Genomic DNA, 23255 nt, shown 5'->3' on the forward strand with positions numbered 1-23255 from the left:
AGGGGCACACTGGGCCCATGGAGGATCGCCCGCAGAACGCCGACATGGCCCGGGATCGCGCCTCGCAGCTCGCCACGCGCCGCCGCGAGGTGCAGGCGCAGCTGGACGAGGTCGAGCGGGAGCTCGCAGCGCTGCGCCGCACCCGCGAGGGTGCGTCGGACGACGACGAGCACGACCCCGACGGGGTGCCGCTATCGGAGCAGTGGTCCCGGCTGGAAGGGCTGCGGCTCGCGCGGACCGAGGCGCTCGCCGGGATCGTCGAAGCGGAGGGGCGCCTGGGACGGGGCGAGGACGGGCGCTGCCGACGTTGCGGAGCCCCGATCGCCCCGGCCCGGCTGGCAGCCCGTCCTGAGGCCACGACCTGCATCGACTGCGCCCCGTGAGCCACTGCGGAATCACCGCGGTGGATCAGCGGGCCCCGTGACGTTCACGGAAGGGTGATGCGATGCCAGTCGATGCGATCCCGGGCGTCGCCTCCCTCGTCCCCGGCCTCGTGGAGGAGGCCGAGCACCTCGTCGTCGAGCATCGTCATGTCCGAGTAGCCTGCGCGCACAGACACGACGTCGAACGCCTTGGACCATGACGTCCCAGCATCCTCCGAGGCGAAGACCGCCAGATGCATGCGCTTCTCAGTGTCGGTGGGCGCCGAATACAGCAGGCGATCTCCCGCATCGCCTCCGAACTGGTCGCGGTTGAGCAGAGCTCCCTGGACGCCGGGGGTCGTCTTGAGGTCCGCCACCGTCTCGAAGGTCGCGGTCTCGAAGGTCTTGCCGCCGTCGGTGCTGCGGGCGACGGCGCGCGAGCGCGATGTCGACGTCTCGCCCTCATCCTTGAGCCGACCGATGGCGACGAGTGTCCCGTCGGCCGTCTCCTCGACCCCGACCTCGCTGAAGTGGGCGACGTCCTTGGGGCCCGGTGATCCCCGTTCCCTGCGTCCACGACGCTCCGTCGTCGTCGCTGAAGATGATGGCTCCCATCCCGCCCTCGTAGTACACGCCGGCGACCAGACGTCCGGCATGCTCGCCGTGGACCATCTGGATGCCGTGCTGCGGACCCGTCGCGTACCAGCCATCGCTCGGGGCGCCGTCGCCACCCTTGAGCTGATCCTCGAGGCTGACCGCCTCCGACCAGGTCTTCCCGTCGTCGTCGCTGTGCATGACGAACGGGATCCGCTTGTCCCGGGTCCCGGCCTGATTCCACGTGGTCAGCAGGACGATGCGACCGGCGTTCTTCCCCTGCGTGAGGACGATGGGCACGGGATTTCCGCGAGTGGCCCGAGCCGTCCCGCCCCACGGGTTGCCGGTGAGGATCACCTCCTGCGGATCCCAGTCCGTGCCACCGTTCGAGCTTCTCTTCATGACGATGTCGATGGACCCGTCGTCGTAGCAGAAGTCCTCGCCGTCGAAGGCGCGGCGCCCCTCGACGAAGGCGATCGTGGTGCCTGCGGGCGTGGTCAACAGCGAGGGGATGCGGAAGCATTCGAACTCCTCGCTCTGCCTGCCCTCGAACAGCGTGAACGACGTGTCGTTCGCTGCTGCGGGTGCGCCGGGCGCACTGGCCGTGTCTGCTCCGCCGCGAAGTGCGTCGGCCGACGCCTGCGGGGCGCGGAGCGTGCCGGCCACACCGGCGGTGCCGAGCACCGCCGCACCGATCGAGCCGACGATCGCCGCCCGGCGGGTTGGGCTGTTGCGTGTCGAGATCTTCACGATGGACACCCCTCTCAATCGGTGATCTTCGGGTAGCGGTAGGGCTCGTAGCTCTCGCCGTTCCCCGAGTCGTAGGGGTAGGAGATGGCCCGCTTCGTCGTCTTGTCGAGGGAGCCGCCGACCTGCTCGAGGCCCTCGTACTCCGTCTGTGCGTCGTCCGTCCACCCGTTGAACAGGACGACGTGGCCGTAGCTCTGACCGTTCGCACCAGGGGTGATGAGCAGGGCATCGCCGGGCTTCAGGTCTTCCTTTTCGATCCGCTCGAGGACCTCCGGGAGCTGACCCGTGCCGGTTCCCGTGTCCCCGTTGCTGCGCCGCAGGTTCCAGGCCATCGAGACGAAGCCCGAGCAGTCCGTGCGCCACTGCTTCCCGTCGATCCCCGGGCTGGCCTTCTTCATGCTGTACGGGCGCGGATCGTCGACCCAGAACATCGCCCGCTCGATGACGTCCTCGCGCGAGATCTCGGCGTTCGGCTCGCCACCGACCGGCTCCTTGATCCGCTCGACGTCGAGCGCCTTCATCGTCTTCTCGCCTGCTCGGCCAGTCGGCTCGAGCCCGTCCTGGGAGGTCTGGAAGGCGGTGACCGCCTTGGTGGTGGCGTCGTCAAAGGTCCCGGACGCCTCGATGTCCAGCGCGCCCTGCACGGCGCCGATCACCGACTCGAGCTCCGCCACGGTCTGCGGGCCCGGCTCGCCGTCGACGCTGAGGAGGCGATCCTTCTGGAACGCCTTGGTCGCGGCTGCTGTCTCCGGGCCTGTCTCGCCGTCGATCGCGCCGCTGTAGTAGTCCAGGCCGAGAAGACCCGTCTGGGCGGTCTTCAGGGAGTCGTCGGCGGCGGAGGCTCGCAGTGGGACCGCGAGGATCCCGGTCGCGGTGAGGAGCCCCGCCGCGCCGATTCCGCGGAACAGCGTCCGACGGTCCAGCTCCTGCGGAGCCGGGGTTCGGCGCGTGCTGGCCGAGAGGGTGGATGTGCGGGTGGTTGCCATGATCTGTCCCCGTTCATCGTTCAGCGTGGATTCGCGCGTTCCGCCGGATCCTTGTCATCCCTGCGAGAGATGGTCCGCATCGACGATGCAGCGCCATCGCGGTGCAAGGTGGCATCGAACCTTCCCGATCGCTCCACGGCGGACAACCCCGAGGGCCGAGAGTTCACGCAGGGTTCATGGCTCGACCGGGAGCGAGCAGCTCACGATGCTGGCGCGACAGCCCTCGCCGTACGGAGGGGCAGGTCAGACCGAAATTCCCTGTCATGCTCCACCGAGGAACACGGAGGTCCGCCACGGCGTGATCCGTCCTGGGCGGCGCGAAGAGAACGGCTGGGCGGCTCTCCGGACCGACCTGCGCACTTGTGGTCCGCCCGACACCGCGCATAACGTTTCGGTCACGGGCAGATTGCTCGGTCGGCGTGCGGCCGACGGACACGATGGGAGTTCCGTCATGACTGAACAGAACAACTCCGGACAGTTCGGCGCTCAGGACGAGGGGCAGCAGGGCGGCGGCTTCGGCGGCGGCCAGGACCAGCAGAGCCAGCAGAGCCAGCAGAGCCAGAGCCAGGGGGGCCAGGGCGGCTTCGGCGGTGCCGATTCCGGCCAGGAGCGCGACCAGGGCCAGGGCGGTGGCTTCGGCGGCGCCGGCCAGAACCAGGACCAGGGCGGCGGCCAAGGTGGTCAGGGCGGTATCGGTGGCGCGGACGCCGGCCAGGGCCAGCAGAGCCAGGGTGGCGGCCAGGGCGGCCAGGACCAGAACCAGCAGGGCCGAGGGCAAGGCCAGAGTGACAGCCAGGGCGGGTCCTCCCAGCAGGGACAGGGCGGCTTCGGCGGTGTCGACTCCGGTCAGGAGCGCGATCAGGGTCAGGGTGGTGGCTTCGGCGGTGCCGGCCAGAACCAGGATCAGGGCGGCGGCCAGGGTGGTCAGGGCGGCGTCGGCGGCTCCGACTCCGGCCAGGGCCAGGGCGGCTTCTGACGACGAGCCGATAGGCGCCGAGAGCGCCTGCATGACGACGAGGGGCGGCCCGCAGGCCGCCCTTCGTCGTGCGTTCCTATCCGATGTGCCCCTGAGCGGTGCACGTGCTCAGCTGTGTTCACAGCGGCATGAGCGTTACGGCAGGGATGTCGTCCTTCGCTCCCAGCCCACGTCCGACAGGACCGCATCCAGAGCGCTCTCGGCGGAGACAGCGGCGTCGAAGACGATCTCCGGCAATGTTGTAACCGGATCGAAGGGTCGGTGCCAGGAGCTCACCTGATCCTCGCTCACCTCCGACGCCAGAACCTTGGTGCGGTGACGACGCAGGGTCTCGGCCAGGTCGAGGTGATAGCGGTAGCAGCGGCTCACGCCGACGTGGTCTTCCACGAGGCGCGTGAGCATCTCACCGTAGGACTCGGAGTGCAGGATCCCCTCGACGACCACGTGCAGGCCATGGTTCAGCGCGAATCGTGCCGATAGGTCGATGTACCCGACGCTCAGGGACTCGGGATGGTCGCGCACGTGGAGGATCTCCCGGCGCAGGACATCGTGGCTGATGATGGCGATGCCTCGGGGCCGCGCCTCTCGAATCGCGTGGGCGAGCAGGGTCTTCCCGCTGCCGGAGTTGCCGCGGATGATGATGAGCCGCGAATCAGTTGTACCGATCATGTCGTGGCTGCTCCTTCGTCCCGATCCTTCTCCCTCGCTGACGACGGTCCCGAGTGAGGTCCTGCGAAGTCCACCGGAGCCAGCAGGCATGCCTCTGTGTACCCCGGTGTCACCCGTCCTGGCGAGCATCCAGCGCGCGCTGGTGCTCCTTGTAGAACTCGGTCTCGGCCGGCTCAGGGCGGTCCTGACCGTTGAGCAGGCGATGCCACAGCGGGTAGTAGGCCGGCTGCTGCGAGGCCAGGGTGATCCGGTCCCGGGCCTCCTGGGGGAGCGTGAGGTCGGCGGCGGCGAGATCCTCCTGGAAATGCTCGAAGGACCGCGCCGCGATCACCGTGCCGTCCACCCCGGGGCGATCGAGGATCCACGAGATGACCACCTGGGGGATCGTCCACCCCAGGTCACCGGCGATCTCGTCGAACAGCTCGATGAGGTCGTAGGCGCGATCCCAGTCCGTCACGTGCGGCTCGGGCCAGCCGGCGCCCTGCCGCGTATCGGAGGGGGTCTCCTTGCCTCGGCGCACCTTGCCGTTGAGCAGTCCCTCGCCCAGCGGGCTCCATCCGAACGTGGCGACGCCCAGGTCGCGGGCGGCCGGGATGATCTCGTACTCGATCTCCCGCGCCTCGGGCGTGTAGTAGACCTGCTGCGCGATCGGAGCCTCGAGCCCGGCCTGCCGCGCCTCGTAGACCGTCTTGGTCAGCTGCCAGGCGCTGTAGTTCGACACGCCCCAGTAGCGGACCTTGCCGGCGCGGATCAGGTCGGTGACGGCCGAGATCGTCTCGAGGATCGGGGTCTGACCGTCCCACTGGTGCATGTACAACAGGTCGAGATGATCGGTGCCCAGGCGCTGCAGGCTCTCCTCGACCGCACGGGTCAGGTGATACCTGCTCGCTCCGGAGTCGTTGGGTCCGTCGCCCGTGGCCGTGCGGGCCTTCGACGTGAGGATGATGTCGTCGCGGCGCGTCCCCAGAGCCTTCCCCAGGACACGCTCGGCGTCGCCGGCCGAATAGATGTTCGCCGTGTCGACGAAGTTCACGCCGTGGGCGATGGCCTCGTCGAGCTGCCGTCGGGCGTCGTCCACCGTGAGCCCGGCGATCTTCTCGAAGCCTCCTCCCGAGCCGTAGGGGACGGTCCCCAGAGCCAGACGGGAGACGTAGAGACCGGAGTGACCAAGACGGACATAATCCATGAGAAGCATTCCCCTCGCGCAGTCGCAGGTGATCGCCCCGTGTGGAGCGAGCAGCGTGCCAGCGACGGTACGTCACCCCTGCACCCTGGTCACCCCTGCACCCTGGTCACCCCTGCGCCGGGGTTGCTCCGGTGCTCTGGTGAGGAGGTGCTGCGCAATGACCCTCGACGGCATGGATCCAACGGCATAGATTCATGGCACGGGTCTTCTGACATTCAGCATCAACGTCACTCTGGACGGCTGCGTCGATCACCAGGAGGGGATCGCCGACGAGGAGACGCACGCCCACTTCACCCGCCTCATGGACGAGAGCGGCGCGATGCTCTGGGGTCGCACCACCTACGAGATGATGGAGGACTACTCGCCGGCGGTCGCCCGCGGCGAGGTCGACGCACCACCGGCGCTGCTGGCCTGGGCGCGCTCGCTGGAGGACAAGCCGAAGTACGTCGTCTCGGCGACGCGCAGCGACTTCTCGTGGACCAACAGCCACCACCTCGTCGGCGACCTGCGCACGGCGGTACAGGAGCTCAAGGATCGAACGCCCGCCGGCGTGCTCGTCGGCAGCGGCGCGCTCGCGACGGAGCTGGACCGGCTCGATCTGATCGATGAGTACAGATTCCTCGTCCATCCGATGATCGCCGGTCACGGCCCCACCCTGTACCAGGGCGGGCTGCACAGCACCCGGCGACTCGAGCTGATCTCGGCGGATCCGCTGAGCAACGGCGCGATCACCACGCACTATCGACGGACGGATTGAGGCCCCGTCGCGCGGACGCGTCGCGGCGGCAGGGAGCCAGCGGCGGACGGCACGGAGCCAGCAGCGAGAGGCGTCGTGCGGGCCCTGAGGATGCGGGCGCGGAGCGGCTCGGTCCCGTCGTCCCGACCCCGTGGCAACCAGCTGGCCATCCTTGGCGTTCCCTGGTCAGGCGGCGCATCATGGAGCCATGAGCGAGACGACAACGGCGACGCAGCCCACCATCGACCCGATCCCCGAGGGCCTCGCGGAACGCGCAGCCCTGCTCGGAGGCCCGGAGGGCGTGCTCACCGACGAGCAGATCCACGAGTTCGTCACCGAGCAGATCGCCGGCACCGACTACGACGGCAAGAGCGTCTGCGTGATCATCCCTGACGGCACCCGCTCCGTCCCGCTGCCCAAGGTGCTGCCCGCGATCCACGACGCCCTCGCCGGCCGTGCCAGCTCGGTGACCGTGCTGATCGCGCTGGGCACCCACGCCGCGATGGGCGAGGAGGCGATCGACAAGCTGCTCGGTTCCACCGAGCGCGGGGCGCAGGCCACCTACCCCGAGTGGACCGTCGTCAACCACGCCTGGGACGACCCGGATCAGATCGCCGACCTCGGCGAGATCTCCGCGGAGCGCATCGGCGAGCTCACCGGCGGCCTGCTCACCGACGTGCCGATGCGCGTGCAGATCAACAAGCTGTGCGTGGAGTCCGACGTCAACCTGATCGTCGGCCCCGTGTTCCCCCACGAGGTCGTGGGCTTCTCCGGCGGCAACAAGTACTTCTTCCCCGGCTGCTCCGTGCACGACGTCATCGACATCTCGCACTGGGTGGGCGCGCTCATCACCGCCAGCCGGATCATCGGCGCCCTCGGCATCACCCCGGTGCGTCAGCTCGTCGACGCCGCGAGCGACCTCATCGACGCCGAGAAGTACTGCTTCACCATGGACGTCAAGGAGGGCGGCGCGGATCTCGGCGCCATCGCCTACGGCGACCCGCAGGCAGCCTGGGCCGCGTGCGCGAAGATCTCCGCCCTCACCCACATCACCTACGTCGACAAGCCGTACCAGCGGATCGTCGCCCTGGTCCCGGAGATGTACGACGACATGTGGACCGGCGCCAAGGGCTTCTACAAGTCCGAGCCCGTGTGCGCCGACGGCGGTGAGGTCATCATCTACGCCCCGCACATCACCGAGGTCGCCGCGATGCACCCCGGGATCCGCGATATCGGATACCACAACATCGAATACTTCACGAAGCAGTGGGACCGGTTCAAGGACCATCCCTGGGGCGAGCTCGCCCACTCCACGCACGTCACCGGTCTGGGGACCTACGACCCCGAGACCGGCGTCGAGGAGCAGCGCGTGAACCGCTACTTCGCCACGTCGATCTCCCGAGAGGAGTGCGAGGCGCACAACGTCCTCTACATGGACCCCGCCACCCTCGACCTCGAGGCGCTGCGCGAGGATCCCGACACCCTCGTGATCGACCACGCCGGCGAAGTCCTGTTCCGCCTGGCCGCGGAACGCGACGGCGCCGCGGATCATGACGGCGCGACGGAGCAGGGCCGATGACCACCACCGACCGCCGCTCCGGCCACCTGACCCTGACGACCACCCCGCGGGACGATACCGACTCCGCGGCGAGGGAACCCGGCTCCACCCCGTCGGCCGCCGGTCCGTCGACCATCGATCCGTCGGCTGCCGGTCCATCGGCGGTCGATCCGGCGGGCGGGGACCCTGCGGTGCATCCGGCGTCCCTGTTCGCTCCCGGGCGGCCCGCCTTCGAGGTCACCGAGATGACGGTCGGGGCGCTCGCCGGGGAGGAGCTCGCCCTGGCCGATGGGGTCTCCGCCCTGCTCGCGGGCGTCGGCCGCCTCGGCGTCGCCTACTCCGGCGGCGTCGACTCCGCGACCCTCCTGGCGCTGGCCGTGCGCGCGCTCGGCGCCGAGAACGTGGTGGCGCTGCTGGGCGTCTCCCCGTCACTGGCCCGCCGGGAGCGCCGCCTCGCCCACCAGGTCGCCTCGGTGATCGGCGCGGACGTGGTCGAGGTGCACACCCATGAGGGCGAGAACCCCGAGTACCAGAAGAACGACGCCTCGCGGTGCTTCCACTGCAAGAACGAGCTGTTCACCCGCATCGGCGACGACATCGTCGGCGAGCACCAGCTCGACGCGGTCGCCTACGGGGAGAACGCCGACGACGCCACCCGGCACGACCGCCCCGGCGCCGGCGCCGCTACCCGGCACCAGGTGCTGCGCCCGCTCTCCACCGCGGGCGCGACGAAGGCGCAGGTGCGGAGCATGGCCCGCGCGCTCTCGCTGCCCGTGGCCGATAAGCCTGCCGCGCCGTGTCTGGCCTCCCGGGTCCCCTTCGGCCAGAGCGTCACCCCGGAGAAGCTGCGCCAGATCGACGACCTCGAGGATGCCGTCTACGAGCAGGGCTTCAGCGACTGCCGCGTGCGCCACCACGGCGAGGTGGGCCGCATCGAGCTGCCCACTGACGAGCTCGCGCGCGCCATGGAGCCGCAGATCCGCGCCGCGCTCGTCGCGGCCGGCAAGGAGACCGGGTTCTCGCACGTCACCATCGACCTCGACGGCATCCGCTCGGGCCTGTTCTCCCTGCAGATCCTCAACTCGGGCTCCCGTGGCTGAGGACGCTCCGGCCGACGGGCAGAACGCTCCGGCCGACGGGCAGATCCCTCCCGCCGACGGGCAGATCTCTCCCGCCGACGGGCAGATCGACGGCGTGCTCGAGCTCGATCTCGACCGGGCCCGTCGTCGCGGGGCCCCCGAGGCCGTGCTGTGCGACGCCAAGAGCGTGGACCAGGTCGCCGCCATCGCCCAGGAGTACGCCCGCCTGGCCGCGACCGGTCGCGAGGACCTCGGGCCGGTGCTGTTCACCCGCGCCGACGTGGCCCGCGCCGAGGCGATCCGCGCCGCCCTGCCCGGCGCCTTCCACGACGCGGACGCGCGCCTCCTCGCCTGGCCCGCGGAACTCCCCGAGCCGACGGGAGGCCTGGTCATCGTGGCCTGCGCGGGGACCAGCGACCTGCCCGCGGCCCGCGAGGCCGAGCTGACCGCCCGCTACCTCGGCCGCCCCACAAGGCTCATCGCCGACATCGGCATCGCCGGCCTGCACCGCCTGCTCTCCCGGCTTCCCGAGCTGCGCGACGCGGCCTGCGTGGTGGTCGCCGCCGGCATGGACGGTGCCCTGCCCACCGTGGTCGCCGGCCAGATCAGCGCGCCCGTGGTCGCGCTGCCCACGTCCGTCGGCTACGGCGTCGCGAGCGGCGGGGTCACCGCGGCGCTCACCATGCTCTCGGCCTGCGCGCCCGGCATCGGAGTGGTCAACATCGACAACGGCTACGGCGCCGGACACCTCGCCGCCCAGATCGCCCGCTGGGCGCCGGAGGCGGGGGAGTAGTCCCTTGCGGTGGGATCAATGCCCCCTGGAGAGGCTGTCGGCGGAGTCTTCCGCCGCGGTGGAGCCGGTTGCCACGGCGATCACGAGATCGTAGGCCTTGGCTTAGTCGTGGTGAGGAAGACTGTCACTGGCCGAGTCGATCGAGAAGATCCGCATACCGGGTGCGTCCCGTGGCAGACAGCTCGCTGACCTGCTGCTGGTGTCCGTGTCGGGCTGCGACCTCGCGGATGGCGCGAACGGCTGCCTCCTGGTGGCTCACCCCATCCTTCTCGGCCAGCTCCGCCAGAATCTTCTCGTCAGCGTCGGTCAGATGCAGCGTCATCGCCATAGCCGCAACGGTACCGCTGCAGTACCACGCGCGGACTTCCGGTCGTGACCGCGTCCTCCCGGTGCAGTCCGATGACTTGCATTACTTGTCTGACTGGTTGGTAAAGTAACGAGCATGCCCAGCTTTCGCTCCACTGCTTCCGGGGTGCCCACTGCCCGCTCCGCGTCCACCCGCCCCGCACATCGTCCGTCCGCCCGCGAGGCGATGCTCGATGCCGTCGAGGCGCACCTGGGGGCGGACGGCACGCTGAGTCTGGACTCCGCCGCCCGCGCGGCCGGGGTCACCAAGCCTGGGCTCATGTACCACTTCGCCACGAAGGAACAGCTGCTCACGGCCATCCTCGACCGCCTCGCGGACCGCTACGAGCGGGAGATGGCGGGCGCGGTGTCGGCGCTGACGGGGACGGTGTCGGCCGAGAAGACTGGAGCTGGAGCTGGAGCTGGAGCTGGAGCTGGAGCTGGAGCTGGAGCTGGAGCTGCGCCCGCGAGCAGCGTTCCCGCGGACCGGGTCATCGCCGAGGCGACCGCCTCGCAGCGTTTCCTGGCCTACCTCGACTGGGCCTGCCAGGCCCCGCTCGGCCCCGCCGACCTCGTGATCTTCGCCGATCCCAAACTGCGGGTCGCGCTCACCGAGCGCTGGCGGGATCAGCTGGATCGCTGGCTCGACGTTCCCGCGGGAACGCCTTCTGGCCGTCGGCGCCGGCTGCTCGCCGTGCGCCTCATGGCCGACGGGCTCTGGTTCGACCGTGCCAGCGGACTGCTCGAGACCACCGCCGCAGAGGCCGATGCCCTGAACGCCATCGCTCAGGATCTGCTCGGAGGTGACGCATGACCGCCTGGCTGCTGCTGGTCGGCGCGATCCTCAGCGAGGTGTCCGCGACGCTCTCGCTGCGCGGGGCCCTCGACCAGCCCGCGCTGTACGGAGTGGTCGTGCTCGGCTACGGACTGTCGTTCGCGTTCCTCGCGCTGGTGCTGCGCCGGGGGATGCCCCTGGGGGTCGCCTACGGGATCTGGGCCGCATGCGGCGTGGTGCTCACGGCGATCCTCTCCGCGCTGCTGTTCGGCGAGGCGTTCACGCTGATGAAGGCCAGCGGCGTCGTGCTGATCGCGGCGGGCGTCGCGGTCGTCGAGATCGGCTCGCATCGGGCACGCGGCGCGACGCTCGAGCGACGGACGGAGGGCGCATGAGCTGGCTCCTGCTCGGCGGCGCGGTCGTGAGCGAAGTGGTCTCGACGCTCGCGCTGCGGGTGGCCTCGGGCGGCCGACGGTCCTGGTACGCCCTGGTCATCGTCGGATACGCCCTCGCCTTCGCGCTGCTGTCCGGATCGCTGCAGGCGGGCATGCCCCTCGGGGTGGCCTACGGAGTGTGGGCCGCGGCCGGCATCGTGCTGACCGCTCTGCTCTCCCGGCTGCTGTTCCGGGAGGCCCTCACGCCGGTGATGATGGGTGGGATGGGACTGATCGTGGCCGGCGTGCTGCTCATCGAGCTCGGCGGTGCGCACTGACGGCGGGGCGCACTGACGCGGCAGGCCCGAGGTCCCGGGGACCACGTGGATCTGGCACAGTGGCCGCGTGACCGGCCCGCCCGTCGGCAGGCGCCGGATGAGCGTGATCACGCAGGAGAGGAGGCGACGTGACCGGAGCGCAGACACCGGACCCTGAAGCGGGCCGGCAGGCTCCGCCGCGGCGACGCCTCCTCGTCCCGATGACGATCCTGCTCGTGACGGCGCTGCTCATCGCGGCCGTCCTCTGGCTCCGGCCGGGCACCGAGGACGACAGCAGCGATCCCCGGAGCGCGACGGAGACGGCCCCTGTCGCCGCGGACCTCCCGCAGCCCTCCGAGGTCGCCCAGCCGGACCTCAGCAGCGCCGAGACCCGCGACCCGGGGGATCTGCTGGCCGACGGCCCGGTCGATGCCCCCGTGGCCCTCGTCGTCTTCACCGACTACCAGTGTCCGTACTGCGCCCAGTGGACCGACGAGACCCTGCCCGCCCTGCAGGAGTACGTCGAGCGCGGGGAGCTGCGCATCGAATGGCGCGACGTGAACGTCTACGGGGAGGATTCCACGCGGGCGGCACGTGCGGCCCTGGCCGCGGCCCGGCAGGGCAAGCACGGCGAGTACCAGCAGGCGCTGTTCGACGGGGGCGAGATCCGTTCCTCCGCGCAGCTCAGCGAGAAGTCGCTGATCGAGCTCGCCGAGCAGCTGGGCCTGGACGTCGAGCAGTTCACGGAGGATCTGCACTCCGAGGAGGTCGCGCGGATCATCTCGGACAATGCCCGGAGCGGCATCGAGCTGGGCGCCATGACGACCCCGTCGTTCGTCCTGGCCGGGACGCCGAGCGTCGGAGCGCAGCCCACCGAGGTGTTCACTGACCACATCGACGACGCTCTCGCGGGGGAGGAGTTCTGACATGGAGATCGGCCTGCTCACGGCGTTCCTCGGCGGCGCTCTCGCCCTGCTCAGCCCGTGCGGCGCCCTGCTGCTGCCCGGATTCTTCGCCTCGACCGTGACCACCCGCGCCGGGCTCGCCGTGCACGGCGCCGTGTTCTACCTGGGGCTCGTGCTCACCCTGGTCCCACTCGGCATCGGCGCGGGCGCTCTGGGCTCCCTGCTCGTGGACCACCGTTCGACGCTGGTCACCGTGACCTCGCTCGTGCTGATCGTGCTCGGAGTGATGCACGCCCTCGGGATCGGTGTCGACCTCGGGCGCCTCGTCCCGGGCATGCGGCGCGCCCAGCAGGCGTCCTCCCGGGGCGTCGGCCTGCCGCGCACGTTCCTGCTGGGCGCCGTCGGCGGCGTGGCAGGGTTCTGCGCGGGCCCGATCCTCGGAGCCGTGCTCACCCTGGCCGCGGGGCAGGGGAGCGTGGTTCGCGCCGGTGTGCTGCTGGCCGTCTACGGCGCCGGCATGGTCGTCCCGCTGCTCGTGCTCGCCGCGCTGTGGGACCGCCTCAGCCCCCGGACGCTGACGATGCTGCGGGGCCGGACCCTCACCGTGCTGGGCCGCCCCCTGCACACCACGGCCCTGGTTACCGGCATCGTGATCATCGCCCTCGGGATCCTGTTCTGGGCCACGAACGGCCTGGTCACGATGCCGTCACTGGTGCCCACCCGGGTACTCGCCCAGTGGCAGGCGAACGCCGCCGTGCTGTCCGACACCGGGATCCAGATCGCCGTCATCCTCGCTCTCGGTGCGCTCGCCCTGTCGCTGTGGTGGTGGAGCGACCGCCGCCGACGCCGCCCCGCCTCCCCGCGCTCCCAGACCCCTCAGGGCTCTGAGGCCTCCCTGGCTTCCGAGACCTCTCAGGGCTCCGAGACTTCTGAGGGCTCCCGTGGCGCTACCGAGGCGCGTCGGCCGGGACCCGGAGGCCGACGATGAGACGCCGCAGCCTCCTCCTGGCGCTCCCGCTCGGTGCGCTCACGCTCAGCGCCTGCGATGCCGAGCCCCCCGGCCCGTCGGAGCCCGAGCCCTCCATCCGGCCGGACCTCGCCGTCGATCCCGCTCCGACCCTGATCGGGGAGAGCGCGGATGTCGTCGACCCCACCACCCTGCGTCTGCCGCTCGAGATGACCGTGATGATCGTGGTGGATCCCGGCTGGACCGCGACACCCCAGGTCATGGACGGGATCTTCCTCGGCTATGACAGCAGCGGGGACCGCCTCCGGTACACCGCCGTCGATCAGGACGGCACCGCACTGTGGTCCGCGCAGCGGCCGCTGAGCTGCACGGACTTCGCCCTGTCCCGGGACGCCGGGGGTCGGGCCGTCGCAGTGCTCACCGACACGACACCGCCGGGCGCAGCGGCCGACGGGACGGCCGACGGGACTGCCGACGGGACGGCCGACGGGACCGCCGACGGGGCTGCCTCGGACGGCGGGGGCTCGACGGACGCGCCGCCGATCGAGGGAGACGCCGAGAGAACGGCGACCGGCTACGACCTGCGCACCGCGGAGACGCTCTGGGGACCGGTCTCCGTGCCCGGCCCGCGGGCGGCCCCCGGGCTGGTCTACGCCGCCGCCGACACCGCCGCCACCACCGACACTGCCGACGCGGGCTCGGCGGACGCTGGCCCGCGCATCGTGCTGTCCGCGGACACCGGTGAGGTGCTGTTCACGGAGAGGGACCTCGACGACGGCCGGATCCTCGCCGAGCACGCCGGCGTCGTGCTCCGCACCGCCGGGACCGACGTGGTCGCCGGCCTCTGGCGCGTCCCCCTCCCGGACGGCGTGGCCCCGTCGGCCGCCCGCATCGCCGGAGCGATCGACGAGTCCACGGGGCAGGCGGTCCTCGTCGGCGAGGAGGGCGTCGGGATCCTCCTGGACATCGCCGACGGGAGCGTCCTCGCCGAGGGCGTCCGGGCCGCCGCCTACGACCACGGCCTGGACGTCACCGTGGTCGCCGCGGGCAGCACCGTCCGAGGCCTCGACGAGGACGGCGAGGAGACCTGGCGGCACGAGGACCCCGAGCAGCTCGTGTTCCTCACCGCCGGGGAGCGCCTCGCCTACGCCCAGCGCCCCGAGGAGGGCACGCTCGTGGTGCTGGACACCTCCCAGGGGCTCATGGTCCAGCCCTACGATGCTGACCTCACCGGGCCGCTCGCCGTCCCCGAGCTCTTCTCCGCGGACGCCGCGACCTCGGTGTACGTCGAGGACACCCGGTACCTCGTGACGACCACACTCGATGAGGAGTACGGCCTGCGCGACTGACCGGTTGCCCGGACGGCCGGTGCTCGACCAGCCGGCGCTCGATAGGCTCAACGCCGATGACGGGCCGAGACGCGGCCCCACCGAGGAGCCCCGTGCCGCACAGACCCCGCACCCGCGCCGCTGATCCCGCAGCGGTCGACGGCGACGTCGTCGGCGACGCCGCCCGGTCGGCGCAAGGTGACATCGCCGGGGCTGCGCCAGGTGACCTCGCCGGGGCTGCGCCAGGTGACCTCGCGATCACCCCTGGGGCCGACGGCGGTCCGCAGCGCGCCGCGATCCGGGACCGCGCCGCGATCCAGCGCCGCACCCTGCACACCCTGATCCTCATGCAGGTCATCGGCACCATCGGGGTCGGAGTCGCCCCGTCCATCGGGGTGCTCCTGGCCGGCGAGGTCACCCAGAACGAGGCCTGGGCAGGCCTGGCCCGCACGGCCAGCACCCTCGGTGCCGCCCTCCTCGGCCTCCCGCTGGGGAATCTGGCCGCCCGGTACGGACGACGGATCGCCCTGGCCACCGGCTGGTGGACCGCCGCCGCCGGTGGCGCCCTGCTCGTGGTCGCCGCCCAGGCGAGCCTGGTCGTCCCGCTGTTCGTGGGTCTGCTGCTGATCGGCGCCGGCAGCGCGGTGAGCCTGCAGGCGCGCTTCGCCGCCACCGACCTCGCCGCCCCCGCCCAGCGTGCCCGCGCCCTGTCGATGGTGGTGTGGGTCGGGATGCTGGGCTCCGTCCTCGGCCCGAACCTCGGCATCCCCGGGCAGTGGATCGGGGACCGCATCGGGCTGAACGTCTACGCCGCGTCCTTCCTGATCGCCGCGGTGGCGCTGGCAGCAGCCGGCCTCGTCGTGGTGGTGCGCCTGCGACCGGACCCTCTGCTCCTGCTCGAGGCCGACGCCCCGGACCCGCAGGCCGTCGCCATGGCGCGCGGCGTCGGCCCCCGCACCGGTCGCCCGGGCACCGGTCGTTCCCGCGCTGACCGCCCCCGCGCAGGTCGCCCCCGCGCCGGCCGCACCCGCCTCATGCTCGCCGAGCTGCGCACCAACGCCCCCGCCCGCTTCGCCGTGGTGGCGCTGCTGACCGCGCAGATCGTCATGGTCTCGGTGATGACCATGACCCCGGTGCACCTGGCCGGGCACGGCGACTCGATCGCGGTGATCGGCCTGACCATCAGCCTCCACGTGGTGGGCATGTTCGCCCTCGCCCCGCTGGTGGGCCTCCTCGCCGACCGGCGCGGCGTGCGCTTCACGATCGTGGTGGGGATCCTCGTGCTGCTGGTCTCGCTGCTGATCGGGATCCTGCGGCCCGACGCGACGGGGTGGGTGATCGCCTCCCTGATCCTGCTGGGCCTGGGCTGGTCGTTCGTGAACGTCTCCGCCTCCGCCCTGTTCAGCACCGTCGTCCCGCCGACGGTGCGGGCCTCCGCTCAGGGCGGGGTCGATGCCCTCGCGAACCTCTGCGGGGCGACCGCAGCCTTCCTGGCCGGTCCGCTGCTGGTCGCGACCAGCTTCGCAACGCTGTCCGCGCTGGCGATCGTGGTGCTCATCCCGCTGACCGTGATGGTCGTGGGCCCCGCCCGGCTGCGCGGCGCAGCGCCCGTGGGCTGATACCGCTCCCTCGCCGCGGCGCGTCCAGGACCGGCAGGGTTGCCGCCGGTTGCCCCACGCCCCGGGGTAGGATCGTCCCTCAGAGAGGGGGCGCGGACGACCCTGCCGGCGCATGACCGGCACGGAGGGGGCGCCCCATCGACAGGCAGCGCCGAGCAGGCGGGGACGGAGCCGGCCAGGTGGCAGACAAGCGTGTGACCATCTACGACGTCGCGAAGACGGCAGGGGTCGCCCCGTCGACCGTGTCCCGCGCCTTCTCCCGGCCCGGCCGCGTCAGCGCCTCCACCCACGCGAAGGTGATGGCCGCCGCCAAGGAGCTCGACTACCGCACCGCCGCCCCGGACTCCCAGGAGCGCGGGCAGCGCCACCATCGTCTGGGCATCGAGATCGCCGACCTCACCAACCCCTACTTCGCCGAGCTGGTCTCCGGCATGCAGGAATCCGCCCATGAGCAGGACTTCCTGCTCCTCCTGCTCGACACCGTCGAGGACGAGGTGCGCGAACGCTCCAGCCTCGAGAGCGCGATCAGCGTGGTCGACGGCCTCGTGCTGTCCGGGACGCGGCTGTCGGACGCGACCCTGAACCACCTCACCAAGCGCATCCCGCTGGTGGTCCTGAACCGCCGCGTCGCCGGCCTGGACTCCGTGACCCCCGACTACGAGCACGGGATGCAGCAGGCCATGGCGCACCTCGCCGAGAACGGCATCCACACCGTCACCTACGTCGCGGGCCCCGTGAACTCGTGGTCCGACGGCGAACGGTGGCGCGCCGCCCGCTCGGCGGCCCGCACCCACGGCCTCGCCGTCCAGCGCCACGGCCCCTTCGCCCCCACCACCGCCGGCGGCGAGCAGGCCTTCGAGGAGCTGCGCGACTCCCTGCCCCACGCCGTGATCTGCTACAACGACCTGGTCGCCTTCGGCTTCCTGGTCTCCGCCCTGCGCGCCGGCGTGCGGGTGCCCTCCGAGCTGTCCGTCATGGGGCACGACGACATCCCCCTGTCGCGGTTCATCGGCGGCGGCCTCACCACCGTGGTCACCCCGAAGCGCGCCCAGGGCCGCGCCGCCGTCGAACGGCTCGTGCGCCGCATCGAGAACCCGTCGGCCCATCGCACCCCGGTCGAGGGTTCGCTCCCGGTGCGCCTCGTGCCGCGTGGCACGACCGGCCCACGTGAGAAGCGCTGAGGCTGTGACCTGCCGATTCGGCCCGTCGGCCGCTGTCAGGATCGGCAACCCGTGACAACCCGTCGGCGGCCCGCGCCCCGTCGCGCCATCATGAGGGCATGAGCAACGACGCCTTTGTGCCGCACCCCGATCGCCTGCTTCCCTCCGACCCCGCCGTGCGGGACATCGCGCGTGGGCTCTATACCGAGATGAAGGATCAGCCGATCGTCTCGCCGCATGGCCACGTCGATCCCCGCCTGCTGCTCGACGACGAGCCGTTCCGCGACCCGACCTCGCTGTTCATCACCCCTGATCACTACGTGAACCGGCTGCTGCACGCCCGCGGCGTGGACCTCGCGGACCTCGGCGTGGGCCGCGGCCCGCTGGACGAGAAGGACTCCCGGAAGGCGTGGCGCCTGCTCGCCGAGCACTGGCACGCCTACGCCGGCACCCCCTCGCGCTACTGGATGGAGCACGAGTTCTCCGAGGTCTTCGGCCTGAAGACCGTGCTGAACCCGCGCACCGCCGACGCGATGTACGACGAGCTCGTCGAGAAGCTCGCGCAGCCCGAGTTCCGGCCGCGTGCGCTCTTCGACCAGTTCAAGATCCAGGTCATGGCCACCACCGACGACCCGGTCGACGACCTCGCCCCCCACGCCGCGCTCGCCGCCGATGACGCCTTCACCGGTCGCGTGATCCCCACCTTCCGCCCGGACAAGTACCTCGAGGCCGGCCGCGCCGACTTCCCCGTGCTCACCGACGCGCTCGGCGAGGCCGCCGGGGTCGACGTCGACACCTACGAGGGCTACCACGAGGCGATGCGCGCCCGCCGTCTCTACTTCCGCGACCACGGCGCCGTCTCCTCGGACCACGCCCACATCGACCCGGGCACCGCGCGCCTGAGCGTCGAGGACGCCCGCCGCCTGTACTCCGCCGCCCGTGCGGGGACAATCCGTTCCGGGGAGGCCACCGCGCTGCGCCGTCATCTGCTCGCCGACCAGGCGCGCCTCGCGGCCGAGGACGGCCTCGTGATGACCATCCACCCCGCCGTGTACCGCAACCACAGCTCGGCGATGTTCAAGAAGTTCGGCCCCGACGTCGGCTTCGACATCCCCGTCGCCGTCGACTTCGTGCACCACATCGCGCCGATGCTCAACGACGTGGGCCACGACCCGAACTTCCGCACCGTGCTGTTCACGATCGACGAGACCGTGTTCTCGCGCGAGATCGCCCCGCTGGCCGGCGTGTACCCCTCCGTGTTCGCCGGTGCACCCTGGTGGTTCATCGATGCGCCCGACGCGATCCTGCGCTACCGCCGCGCCGTCTCCGAGACCATCGGCTACAGCCGGACCAGCGGTTTCATCGACGACACCCGGGCGTTCTGCTCGATCCCGGCCCGTCACGACATGTCCCGCCGTATGGACGCCACCCACCTGGCGGGCCTGGTCGCCGAGCACCGCATGCGTCTCGAGGACGCCCAGGAGCTCGCCGCCACCCTGCCCGATCAGCAGCCGCGCGAGGTCTTCCGCCTCGGCGCCGCGCACGAGGAGAACAACTGATGACCACCCCCAGCCCGTCCGACGAGGGCCGCCTCGTCCACCTCGGCATCGGCAACTTCGCCCGCGCCCACACCCTGGTCGACACCCAGCACGCCGGCGGCTGGTCCGTCAGCGCCTTCACCGGCCGCACCGCGGCGATGGCCGACGCCCTGAACGCCCAGAAGGGTCAGTACGGCCTGATCGTGCGCGGCGCCGAGGACGATGAGGTCAGCATCATCGACGTCATCGACGAGGTCTACCCGGCCGACGACGTCGACGCCCTGGTGCGCCTGGTCGCCGACCCCTTCACCGCCGTGGTCACCCTGACCATCACCGAGAAGGGCTACAGCGCTGGCAACGACCCCGCGACCTCGGCCCCCGCCCGCCTGGCGCTGGGCCTGAAGGCCCGCCGCGAGGCCGGGGTCACCGAGCCCATCGCCCTGGTCTCCTGCGACAACCTCACCGGCAACGGCGACGTGCTGCGCGAGGCCGTGCTCGCCGCGGCCGACGAGGACACCCGCGCCTGGTTCCCGGACCACGTCGACGTCATCTCCACCATGGTCGACCGGATCACCCCGTCGGCCGACGAGGGCGCCGCCGCGCTCGTGCAGGAGCGCACCGGCCTGGCCGACACCGTCCCCGTCGTCACCGAGCCCTTCACCGAGTGGGTCGTCGAGGACCGCTTCCGCGGCCGTCGCCCCGCCTGGGAGAAGGCCGGCGTGCAGTTCACCGACGACATCGAGCTGCACGAGCTGCGCAAGCTGCGCCTGCTCAACGGCGCCCACACCCTCATGGCCTACGCCGGGCAGGTCGCCGGCGTGGAGCGTGTGGACGAGGCCATCGGCCACCGCGAGGTGCGCGCCCTGGTCGAGCAGCTGTGGAGCGAGGCCCGCGCCACGCTGGACCTCCCCGCCGCCGACCTCGACGCCTACACCGCCGCCCTCGAGGAGCGCTTCCGCAACCCGCGCCTCGCGGACAACCTCATCCGCATCGCGGCCGACGGCACCGCCAAGCTCCCCGTGCGCGCCCTGCCCGTGATCGCCGAGCTCGGCGGCCCGGACAAGGCCCCCGGCGAGGTCGCGGCCGTCGCCGCCTGGACCGCCTGGGTCACCGACCGCGTGCGCGCCGGCGAGGACGTCAAGGACCCGAAGGCCGACGGGATCGCGACCGCTGCGGCGACCGAGGATCCGACCGAGCGGGTCACGGCTCTGCTCGCCCTGCTCGACGTGCCCGCCGGTGACCCCCTGGTCGCCGCCGTCGCCGCCGAGGAGCGCCGCCTGCCCCGCCCCTGACGCTGGCGTGCCCTGGACCCGGACCTGGACCCGAGCCTGGACCTGGATCCGGGCCTGGACCCGGACCTGGGCACCTCCGCGGGGCTACTTCATAGTTATGTGCACGTCTCATCCAATATTGGAAAGGGCGTGCACATAACTGTTTGGTAGGAGCCTCGGCTTGGTGCTTGGTGCTTGGTGCTTGGTGCTTGGTGCTTGGGGACCGAGGACCGGGGGCCGGGTGGAGCGGAGCCGGCTCGGTTCAGGCTCGGGGAGCTCCGTGGTGGGCGACGCGGCCGATGAACATCTCGGACTTCTCCAGGTCATCGTCCGACGCGCGGACCACGTTCCATGCTAGCTCGTGCAGCACGTCGTCCTTCCGTCGGTCCTGGCGGTGGCGCTTCTTGTCGGTGCTGTGCCAGAACCCGTCGTACTCGATCGCGAGCTTCTGCTCGGGGTAGGACAGGTCCAGGCGGAAGGTCTCCCCGGTTCCCGGGGCGCGGATGGTCAGGTTCACCACGGGTTCGGCGAAGCCGGCGTCCCGGAGCAACAGCCTCGTCTCGGTCTCCTTGGGCGATTCGACCCGCTCCCGCGCGTCCTCCACAACAGCACGCACGGCGCTGATCCGGTACCTCGCAGGCGCGTCCTTCGCCATCACCCGGAGCTCCGTCAGTGAGAGGTGCGGCCGCACGCGGGAGTTCGGGCCGACGAGGTGGTCGCAGCAGGCGACGAGCCGCGTGGGGTCGAGCAGCCCGGCGAGTTCGCAGAGCAGGGGTACCGGGGCGCTCAGCCGCACGCCCCGGACGCGCAGGGTCGCGTGATCCTCGGGAGAGGTGTGCATGATCGCGCCATGCCCGGAGCGGCGTCGGCGGCTGCCCGGGACGGAGCAGTGCACGGTCCGAGACGTCGCGTACTCCAGGTTGCGTGGAAGGGGCAGCCCCAGAATCTCCGCCGCCGAGGCGTAGCTGATCACCGCGCCCGGGACCGCCTTCTGCTGGAGGACGCGCGCAGCGAGCTCGAGGGTCGCCGGGGCGTCCGACGGGGTGAAGAAGCCGGGAACCGCTTCGTGAAACTCTCCCGACGTGAGCCGTCGTGGATGGACGCCCCACTCCAGAAGCTCGGCACGACGATGCAGGCTGTGGGGGTTCGGTGACCAACGGGGCGTCATGGCCGTGGAGGCTAGGGCTCTTCGGGAGCGTCGTGGGCACCGGACATGGCTTGTGTGGATGAGATGACCCTGGGGAGGAACGAGGAGGTGAGCGGTGGTCAGCGCTCTCTCGGTCAGCGCTCTCGGTCAGCTCTTTCTCGGTCTGCTCTTTCTCGGTCAGCTCTCTCTCGGTCAGATCTCTCCCGCGTGCGAAGAGCGGGTCGACGGTGGCAGCCGTGGAGCCGGCGGCCTCCGGTGGAACGGCGGTGCCCGCAGTCCGGCTCCCTGGCCCAGCTCCCAGTCCTCGCCCCCGTTCCCAGCACCCGTTCCCACTCGCTGTCCCCTGTCCCTGTTCCCAGTCCCTGTTCCCAGTCCCGGCTCTCTGGCTCCCGTTCCCACTCGCAATCCTCTTGCTACTACAGGGTTATGAGCACGCCAGTTCCAAAAGTGGAAGAGACGTGCTCATAACCCTGTAGTAATCGGGACGGCGGGTGCGGGGATGCTGAGCTTGGGTGCCAGTGCCAGTGCCAGTGCCAGTGCCAGTGCCGGTGCCGGTGCCGGTCAGGACCCGGGCTGATTGTTGCGGGGAGTGGGCTTGCCCTGACCGATCGCGATGAAGGCCGCGCCGATGGCGATGAAGGCGGCGCCAGTGCCGACGTTCCCGGTGACCATGAAGACGACTGCGGCGATCATGAAGACGATCGCGGTGAACGTCATCAGGGTCGAGGAGGAGGTCTGCTTCGTGGGGGTGAGGGTTCGTGAGGTGTTCATGGCTCCAGAGTGCTCCGGCTGAGCACGACGGGAATCCACCCGTGGCATGGTGCGCCCCCGACCAATGTCGCGAGCAGACCGACCGATGGTCTGGGTCCTCGCAGGAACCTCGGTGAATGTGCTCGCGTCGGCACCGTGGGCGCGGCAGAATGGCGCAGCGCCGCTCGCCTGTGCGACGCGACGCCGTGAGGAGAGCATCGATGTCGCAGCACCAGGATCGGCACACGCAGCAGCTTGAGGAACAGCGCAACGACCAGCCGTCCGGAGACCGAGCGGCCACGCACCGCGCGGAGGTGCCTTCGTCGGAGTCACCGGGAGCTCGCACCTGGTTCTCGGCAGAGCGGGCGAAGGCCTTCGTCGATGCCGTGGTCGCGATCGCGATGACTCTGCTGATCCTGCCGCTCATGGAGTCCGTGGGCGAGGCGGCCTCGGAATCGCTGACCGCCGCGGACTGGCTCGCCGACCACGGCGGCCAGATGGTGAGCTTCGCGCTCAGCTTCTGGATCATCGCGATGTTCTGGATCCGCCACCATCAGCTCTTCGCCGACGTCGAGCGGGTCACCGCGCGCCTGCTGTGGATCACGGTGGCCTGGATGCTCACGATCGTCTGGATGCCGGTCGCCACGGCGATGTCCGGGCAGATGGAGGGGGAGCCCGTGGTGCAGTCGCTGTACATCGGCACCATGGTGGCGGCGACCGTGGGCACCCTGATCACCCGCGCCTACCTGCACCGGCATCCGGAGCTGCACGAGATCCCACCGGACACGCTGCGTCGCGGGACCCTCGTGGATCTGGCGATGGCCCGGCTGTTCGCGCTCGCCCTGGTCGTGGCGATCCTGGTGCCGGCGATCGGGTACTTCGCCCTGTTCCTGCTGTGCCTCGTGGGGCCCGTCGTGCGGCTCCTCCGACGCACGCCCCTGGGCCGCTGAGTCGCAGACCCGCAGACCCGCTGAGCCGCTGAGCCGCTGAGCCGCTGAGCCGCTGGGCCGATCGTGGCGGCCGCCGGTGCCGTCCCGTCCATCCTGCCGACACGGTCTGGTAGGTCGGAT

Annotated in this window: 25 protein-coding genes; 17 read left to right on the forward strand and 8 right to left on the reverse strand. The window is 71.1% G+C overall.

Annotation, left to right across the window (positions count from 1 at the left end):
• Positions 1-17 precede the first annotated feature (17 nt).
• Positions 18-383 carry a TraR/DksA family transcriptional regulator gene (locus ACT3T5_RS17615; RefSeq protein WP_443416858.1) on the forward strand — a complete coding sequence of 122 codons (366 nt, stop codon included), beginning with the start codon at positions 18-20 and terminating at the stop codon, positions 381-383.
• Positions 384-427: 44 nt separating this feature from the next.
• Here the strand turns inward: ACT3T5_RS17615 and ACT3T5_RS17620 are convergent, their stop codons facing one another.
• From ACT3T5_RS17620 to ACT3T5_RS17630, 3 genes are all read right to left on the reverse strand, one after another.
• Positions 428-739, reverse strand: a complete 312-nt coding sequence (locus ACT3T5_RS17620; protein ID WP_443426379.1) for a hypothetical protein — start codon at positions 737-739, stop codon at positions 428-430.
• Between the two features lie 85 nt (positions 740-824).
• Positions 825-1706 carry an exo-alpha-sialidase gene (locus ACT3T5_RS17625; RefSeq protein ID WP_444595071.1) on the reverse strand — a complete coding sequence of 294 codons (882 nt, stop codon included), beginning with the start codon at positions 1704-1706 and terminating at the stop codon, positions 825-827.
• Positions 1707-1720: 14 nt separating this feature from the next.
• Positions 1721-2692: a peptidoglycan-binding protein gene (locus ACT3T5_RS17630; RefSeq protein WP_443416860.1), complete on the reverse strand. Its 972-nt coding sequence runs from the start codon at positions 2690-2692 to the stop codon at positions 1721-1723.
• Between the two features lie 451 nt (positions 2693-3143).
• On the opposite strand from ACT3T5_RS17630, the gene ACT3T5_RS17635 reads away from it, so the two are divergent.
• A complete protein-coding gene (locus tag ACT3T5_RS17635; RefSeq protein ID WP_443426376.1) occupies positions 3144-3668 on the forward strand; it encodes a hypothetical protein in 525 nt (174 codons plus the stop codon).
• A 135-nt stretch (positions 3669-3803) separates the two neighbouring features.
• On the opposite strand, the gene ACT3T5_RS17640 is transcribed toward ACT3T5_RS17635, so the two are convergent.
• Positions 3804-4337 (reverse strand): AAA family ATPase, encoded by a 534-nt coding sequence (locus ACT3T5_RS17640; protein WP_443426375.1) that lies wholly within the window; start codon positions 4335-4337, stop codon positions 3804-3806.
• 109 nt (positions 4338-4446) lie between these two features.
• Positions 4447-5523 carry an aldo/keto reductase gene (locus ACT3T5_RS17645; RefSeq protein WP_443426374.1) on the reverse strand — a complete coding sequence of 359 codons (1077 nt, stop codon included), beginning with the start codon at positions 5521-5523 and terminating at the stop codon, positions 4447-4449.
• A 220-nt stretch (positions 5524-5743) separates the two neighbouring features.
• On the opposite strand from ACT3T5_RS17645, the gene ACT3T5_RS17650 reads away from it, so the two are divergent.
• The 4 genes from ACT3T5_RS17650 (at position 5744) to larB (ending at position 9689) form a co-directional block, all read left to right on the forward strand.
• Entirely contained in the window at positions 5744-6280 is a 537-nt protein-coding gene (locus ACT3T5_RS17650; protein WP_444595084.1) for a dihydrofolate reductase family protein, read from the forward strand.
• Positions 6281-6467: 187 nt separating this feature from the next.
• The gene (locus ACT3T5_RS17655) at positions 6468-7838 is read left to right on the forward strand and encodes a lactate racemase domain-containing protein (RefSeq protein WP_444595072.1); all 1371 of its coding nucleotides are present in this window, start codon (positions 6468-6470) and stop codon (positions 7836-7838) included.
• 224 nt (positions 7839-8062) lie between these two features.
• Complete coding sequence (gene larE, locus ACT3T5_RS17660; RefSeq protein WP_444595085.1) at positions 8063-8917, forward strand: ATP-dependent sacrificial sulfur transferase LarE; 855 nt, start codon at positions 8063-8065, stop codon at positions 8915-8917.
• Positions 8918-8981: 64 nt separating this feature from the next.
• Complete coding sequence (larB, locus tag ACT3T5_RS17665; protein ID WP_444595086.1) at positions 8982-9689, forward strand: nickel pincer cofactor biosynthesis protein LarB; 708 nt, start codon at positions 8982-8984, stop codon at positions 9687-9689.
• Between the two features lie 124 nt (positions 9690-9813).
• Here larB and ACT3T5_RS17670 read toward each other — a convergent pair whose 3' ends face one another.
• A complete protein-coding gene (locus ACT3T5_RS17670) occupies positions 9814-10017 on the reverse strand; it encodes a CopG family transcriptional regulator (RefSeq protein WP_193119583.1) in 204 nt (67 codons plus the stop codon).
• Positions 10018-10131: 114 nt separating this feature from the next.
• Between ACT3T5_RS17670 and ACT3T5_RS17675 the strand changes: the two genes are divergently transcribed.
• The 10 genes from ACT3T5_RS17675 to ACT3T5_RS17720 all read left to right on the forward strand — a co-directional run bounded on the left by ACT3T5_RS17675 (position 10132) and on the right by ACT3T5_RS17720 (position 20309).
• Positions 10132-10848 (forward strand): TetR/AcrR family transcriptional regulator, encoded by a 717-nt coding sequence (locus ACT3T5_RS17675; RefSeq protein ID WP_444595073.1) that lies wholly within the window; start codon positions 10132-10134, stop codon positions 10846-10848.
• A complete protein-coding gene (locus ACT3T5_RS17680) occupies positions 10845-11204 on the forward strand; it encodes a DMT family transporter (protein ID WP_444595074.1) in 360 nt (119 codons plus the stop codon). The genes ACT3T5_RS17675 and ACT3T5_RS17680 overlap by 4 nt, the downstream gene beginning before the upstream one ends.
• Entirely contained in the window at positions 11201-11521 is a 321-nt protein-coding gene (locus ACT3T5_RS17685; RefSeq protein WP_193118569.1) for a DMT family transporter, read from the forward strand. The genes ACT3T5_RS17680 and ACT3T5_RS17685 overlap by 4 nt, the downstream gene beginning before the upstream one ends.
• Before the next feature lie 128 nt (positions 11522-11649).
• Positions 11650-12426: a DsbA family protein gene (locus ACT3T5_RS17690; RefSeq protein WP_444595075.1), complete on the forward strand. Its 777-nt coding sequence runs from the start codon at positions 11650-11652 to the stop codon at positions 12424-12426.
• A gap of 1 nt (position 12427) precedes the next feature.
• Positions 12428-13393, forward strand: coding sequence for a cytochrome c biogenesis CcdA family protein (locus ACT3T5_RS17695; RefSeq protein WP_444577118.1), 966 nt, complete (start codon positions 12428-12430; stop codon positions 13391-13393).
• Positions 13390-14721, forward strand: coding sequence for a hypothetical protein (locus tag ACT3T5_RS17700; RefSeq protein ID WP_444577119.1), 1332 nt, complete (start codon positions 13390-13392; stop codon positions 14719-14721). Before ACT3T5_RS17695 ends, ACT3T5_RS17700 begins: the two co-directional genes overlap by 4 nt.
• A gap of 92 nt (positions 14722-14813) precedes the next feature.
• The gene (locus ACT3T5_RS17705; RefSeq protein WP_444577120.1) at positions 14814-16319 is read left to right on the forward strand and encodes an MFS transporter; all 1506 of its coding nucleotides are present in this window, start codon (positions 14814-14816) and stop codon (positions 16317-16319) included.
• A 179-nt stretch (positions 16320-16498) separates the two neighbouring features.
• Positions 16499-17500 (forward strand): LacI family DNA-binding transcriptional regulator, encoded by a 1002-nt coding sequence (locus tag ACT3T5_RS17710; RefSeq protein ID WP_443351627.1) that lies wholly within the window; start codon positions 16499-16501, stop codon positions 17498-17500.
• A gap of 98 nt (positions 17501-17598) precedes the next feature.
• Complete coding sequence (gene uxaC, locus ACT3T5_RS17715; RefSeq protein ID WP_444595076.1) at positions 17599-19038, forward strand: glucuronate isomerase; 1440 nt, start codon at positions 17599-17601, stop codon at positions 19036-19038.
• Positions 19038-20309 carry a mannitol dehydrogenase family protein gene (locus tag ACT3T5_RS17720; protein WP_444595077.1) on the forward strand — a complete coding sequence of 424 codons (1272 nt, stop codon included), beginning with the start codon at positions 19038-19040 and terminating at the stop codon, positions 20307-20309. The genes uxaC and ACT3T5_RS17720 overlap by 1 nt, the downstream gene beginning before the upstream one ends.
• Positions 20310-20550: 241 nt before the next feature.
• On the opposite strand, the gene ACT3T5_RS17725 is transcribed toward ACT3T5_RS17720, so the two are convergent.
• Both ACT3T5_RS17725 and ACT3T5_RS17730 read right to left on the reverse strand, forming a co-directional pair.
• Positions 20551-21456 (reverse strand): DUF559 domain-containing protein, encoded by a 906-nt coding sequence (locus ACT3T5_RS17725; RefSeq protein ID WP_444595078.1) that lies wholly within the window; start codon positions 21454-21456, stop codon positions 20551-20553.
• Positions 21457-21996: 540 nt separating this feature from the next.
• Entirely contained in the window at positions 21997-22206 is a 210-nt protein-coding gene (locus ACT3T5_RS17730; protein ID WP_444577124.1) for a hypothetical protein, read from the reverse strand.
• 200 nt (positions 22207-22406) lie between these two features.
• On the opposite strand from ACT3T5_RS17730, the gene ACT3T5_RS17735 reads away from it, so the two are divergent.
• Positions 22407-23135: a TMEM175 family protein gene (locus ACT3T5_RS17735; protein WP_444595079.1), complete on the forward strand. Its 729-nt coding sequence runs from the start codon at positions 22407-22409 to the stop codon at positions 23133-23135.
• The last annotated feature ends 120 nt before the right edge of the window (positions 23136-23255 follow it).

It is taken from the genome of Brachybacterium sp. AOP3-A1-3 (assembly GCF_052378285.1).
Classification (GTDB): domain Bacteria; phylum Actinomycetota; class Actinomycetes; order Actinomycetales; family Dermabacteraceae; genus Brachybacterium.

What these genes read in the sequence shown, in the direction of transcription:
- ACT3T5_RS17640 (WP_443426375.1), bottom strand. Translation starts at nt 4,337, where the DNA reads ATGATCGGTACAACTGATTCGCGGCTCATCATCATCCGCGGCAACTCC.
- ACT3T5_RS17680 (WP_444595074.1), top strand. Translation starts at nt 10,845, where the DNA reads ATGACCGCCTGGCTGCTGCTGGTCGGCGCGATCCTCAGCGAGGTGTCC.
- ACT3T5_RS17730 (WP_444577124.1), bottom strand. Translation starts at nt 22,206, where the DNA reads ATGAACACCTCACGAACCCTCACCCCCACGAAGCAGACCTCCTCCTCG.
- ACT3T5_RS17720 (WP_444595077.1), top strand. Translation starts at nt 19,038, where the DNA reads ATGACCACCCCCAGCCCGTCCGACGAGGGCCGCCTCGTCCACCTCGGC.
- ACT3T5_RS17655 (WP_444595072.1), top strand. Translation starts at nt 6,468, where the DNA reads ATGAGCGAGACGACAACGGCGACGCAGCCCACCATCGACCCGATCCCC.
- ACT3T5_RS17630 (WP_443416860.1), bottom strand. Translation starts at nt 2,692, where the DNA reads ATGGCAACCACCCGCACATCCACCCTCTCGGCCAGCACGCGCCGAACC.
- ACT3T5_RS17675 (WP_444595073.1), top strand. Translation starts at nt 10,132, where the DNA reads ATGCCCAGCTTTCGCTCCACTGCTTCCGGGGTGCCCACTGCCCGCTCC.
- ACT3T5_RS17695 (WP_444577118.1), top strand. Translation starts at nt 12,428, where the DNA reads ATGGAGATCGGCCTGCTCACGGCGTTCCTCGGCGGCGCTCTCGCCCTG.
- ACT3T5_RS17645 (WP_443426374.1), bottom strand. Translation starts at nt 5,523, where the DNA reads ATGGATTATGTCCGTCTTGGTCACTCCGGTCTCTACGTCTCCCGTCTG.
- ACT3T5_RS17635 (WP_443426376.1), top strand. Translation starts at nt 3,144, where the DNA reads ATGACTGAACAGAACAACTCCGGACAGTTCGGCGCTCAGGACGAGGGG.
- ACT3T5_RS17615 (WP_443416858.1), top strand. Translation starts at nt 18, where the DNA reads ATGGAGGATCGCCCGCAGAACGCCGACATGGCCCGGGATCGCGCCTCG.
- uxaC (WP_444595076.1), top strand. Translation starts at nt 17,599, where the DNA reads ATGAGCAACGACGCCTTTGTGCCGCACCCCGATCGCCTGCTTCCCTCC.
- ACT3T5_RS17735 (WP_444595079.1), top strand. Translation starts at nt 22,407, where the DNA reads ATGTCGCAGCACCAGGATCGGCACACGCAGCAGCTTGAGGAACAGCGC.
- ACT3T5_RS17685 (WP_193118569.1), top strand. Translation starts at nt 11,201, where the DNA reads ATGAGCTGGCTCCTGCTCGGCGGCGCGGTCGTGAGCGAAGTGGTCTCG.
- larE (WP_444595085.1), top strand. Translation starts at nt 8,063, where the DNA reads ATGACGGTCGGGGCGCTCGCCGGGGAGGAGCTCGCCCTGGCCGATGGG.
- ACT3T5_RS17700 (WP_444577119.1), top strand. Translation starts at nt 13,390, where the DNA reads ATGAGACGCCGCAGCCTCCTCCTGGCGCTCCCGCTCGGTGCGCTCACG.
- ACT3T5_RS17725 (WP_444595078.1), bottom strand. Translation starts at nt 21,456, where the DNA reads ATGACGCCCCGTTGGTCACCGAACCCCCACAGCCTGCATCGTCGTGCC.
- ACT3T5_RS17670 (WP_193119583.1), bottom strand. Translation starts at nt 10,017, where the DNA reads ATGGCGATGACGCTGCATCTGACCGACGCTGACGAGAAGATTCTGGCG.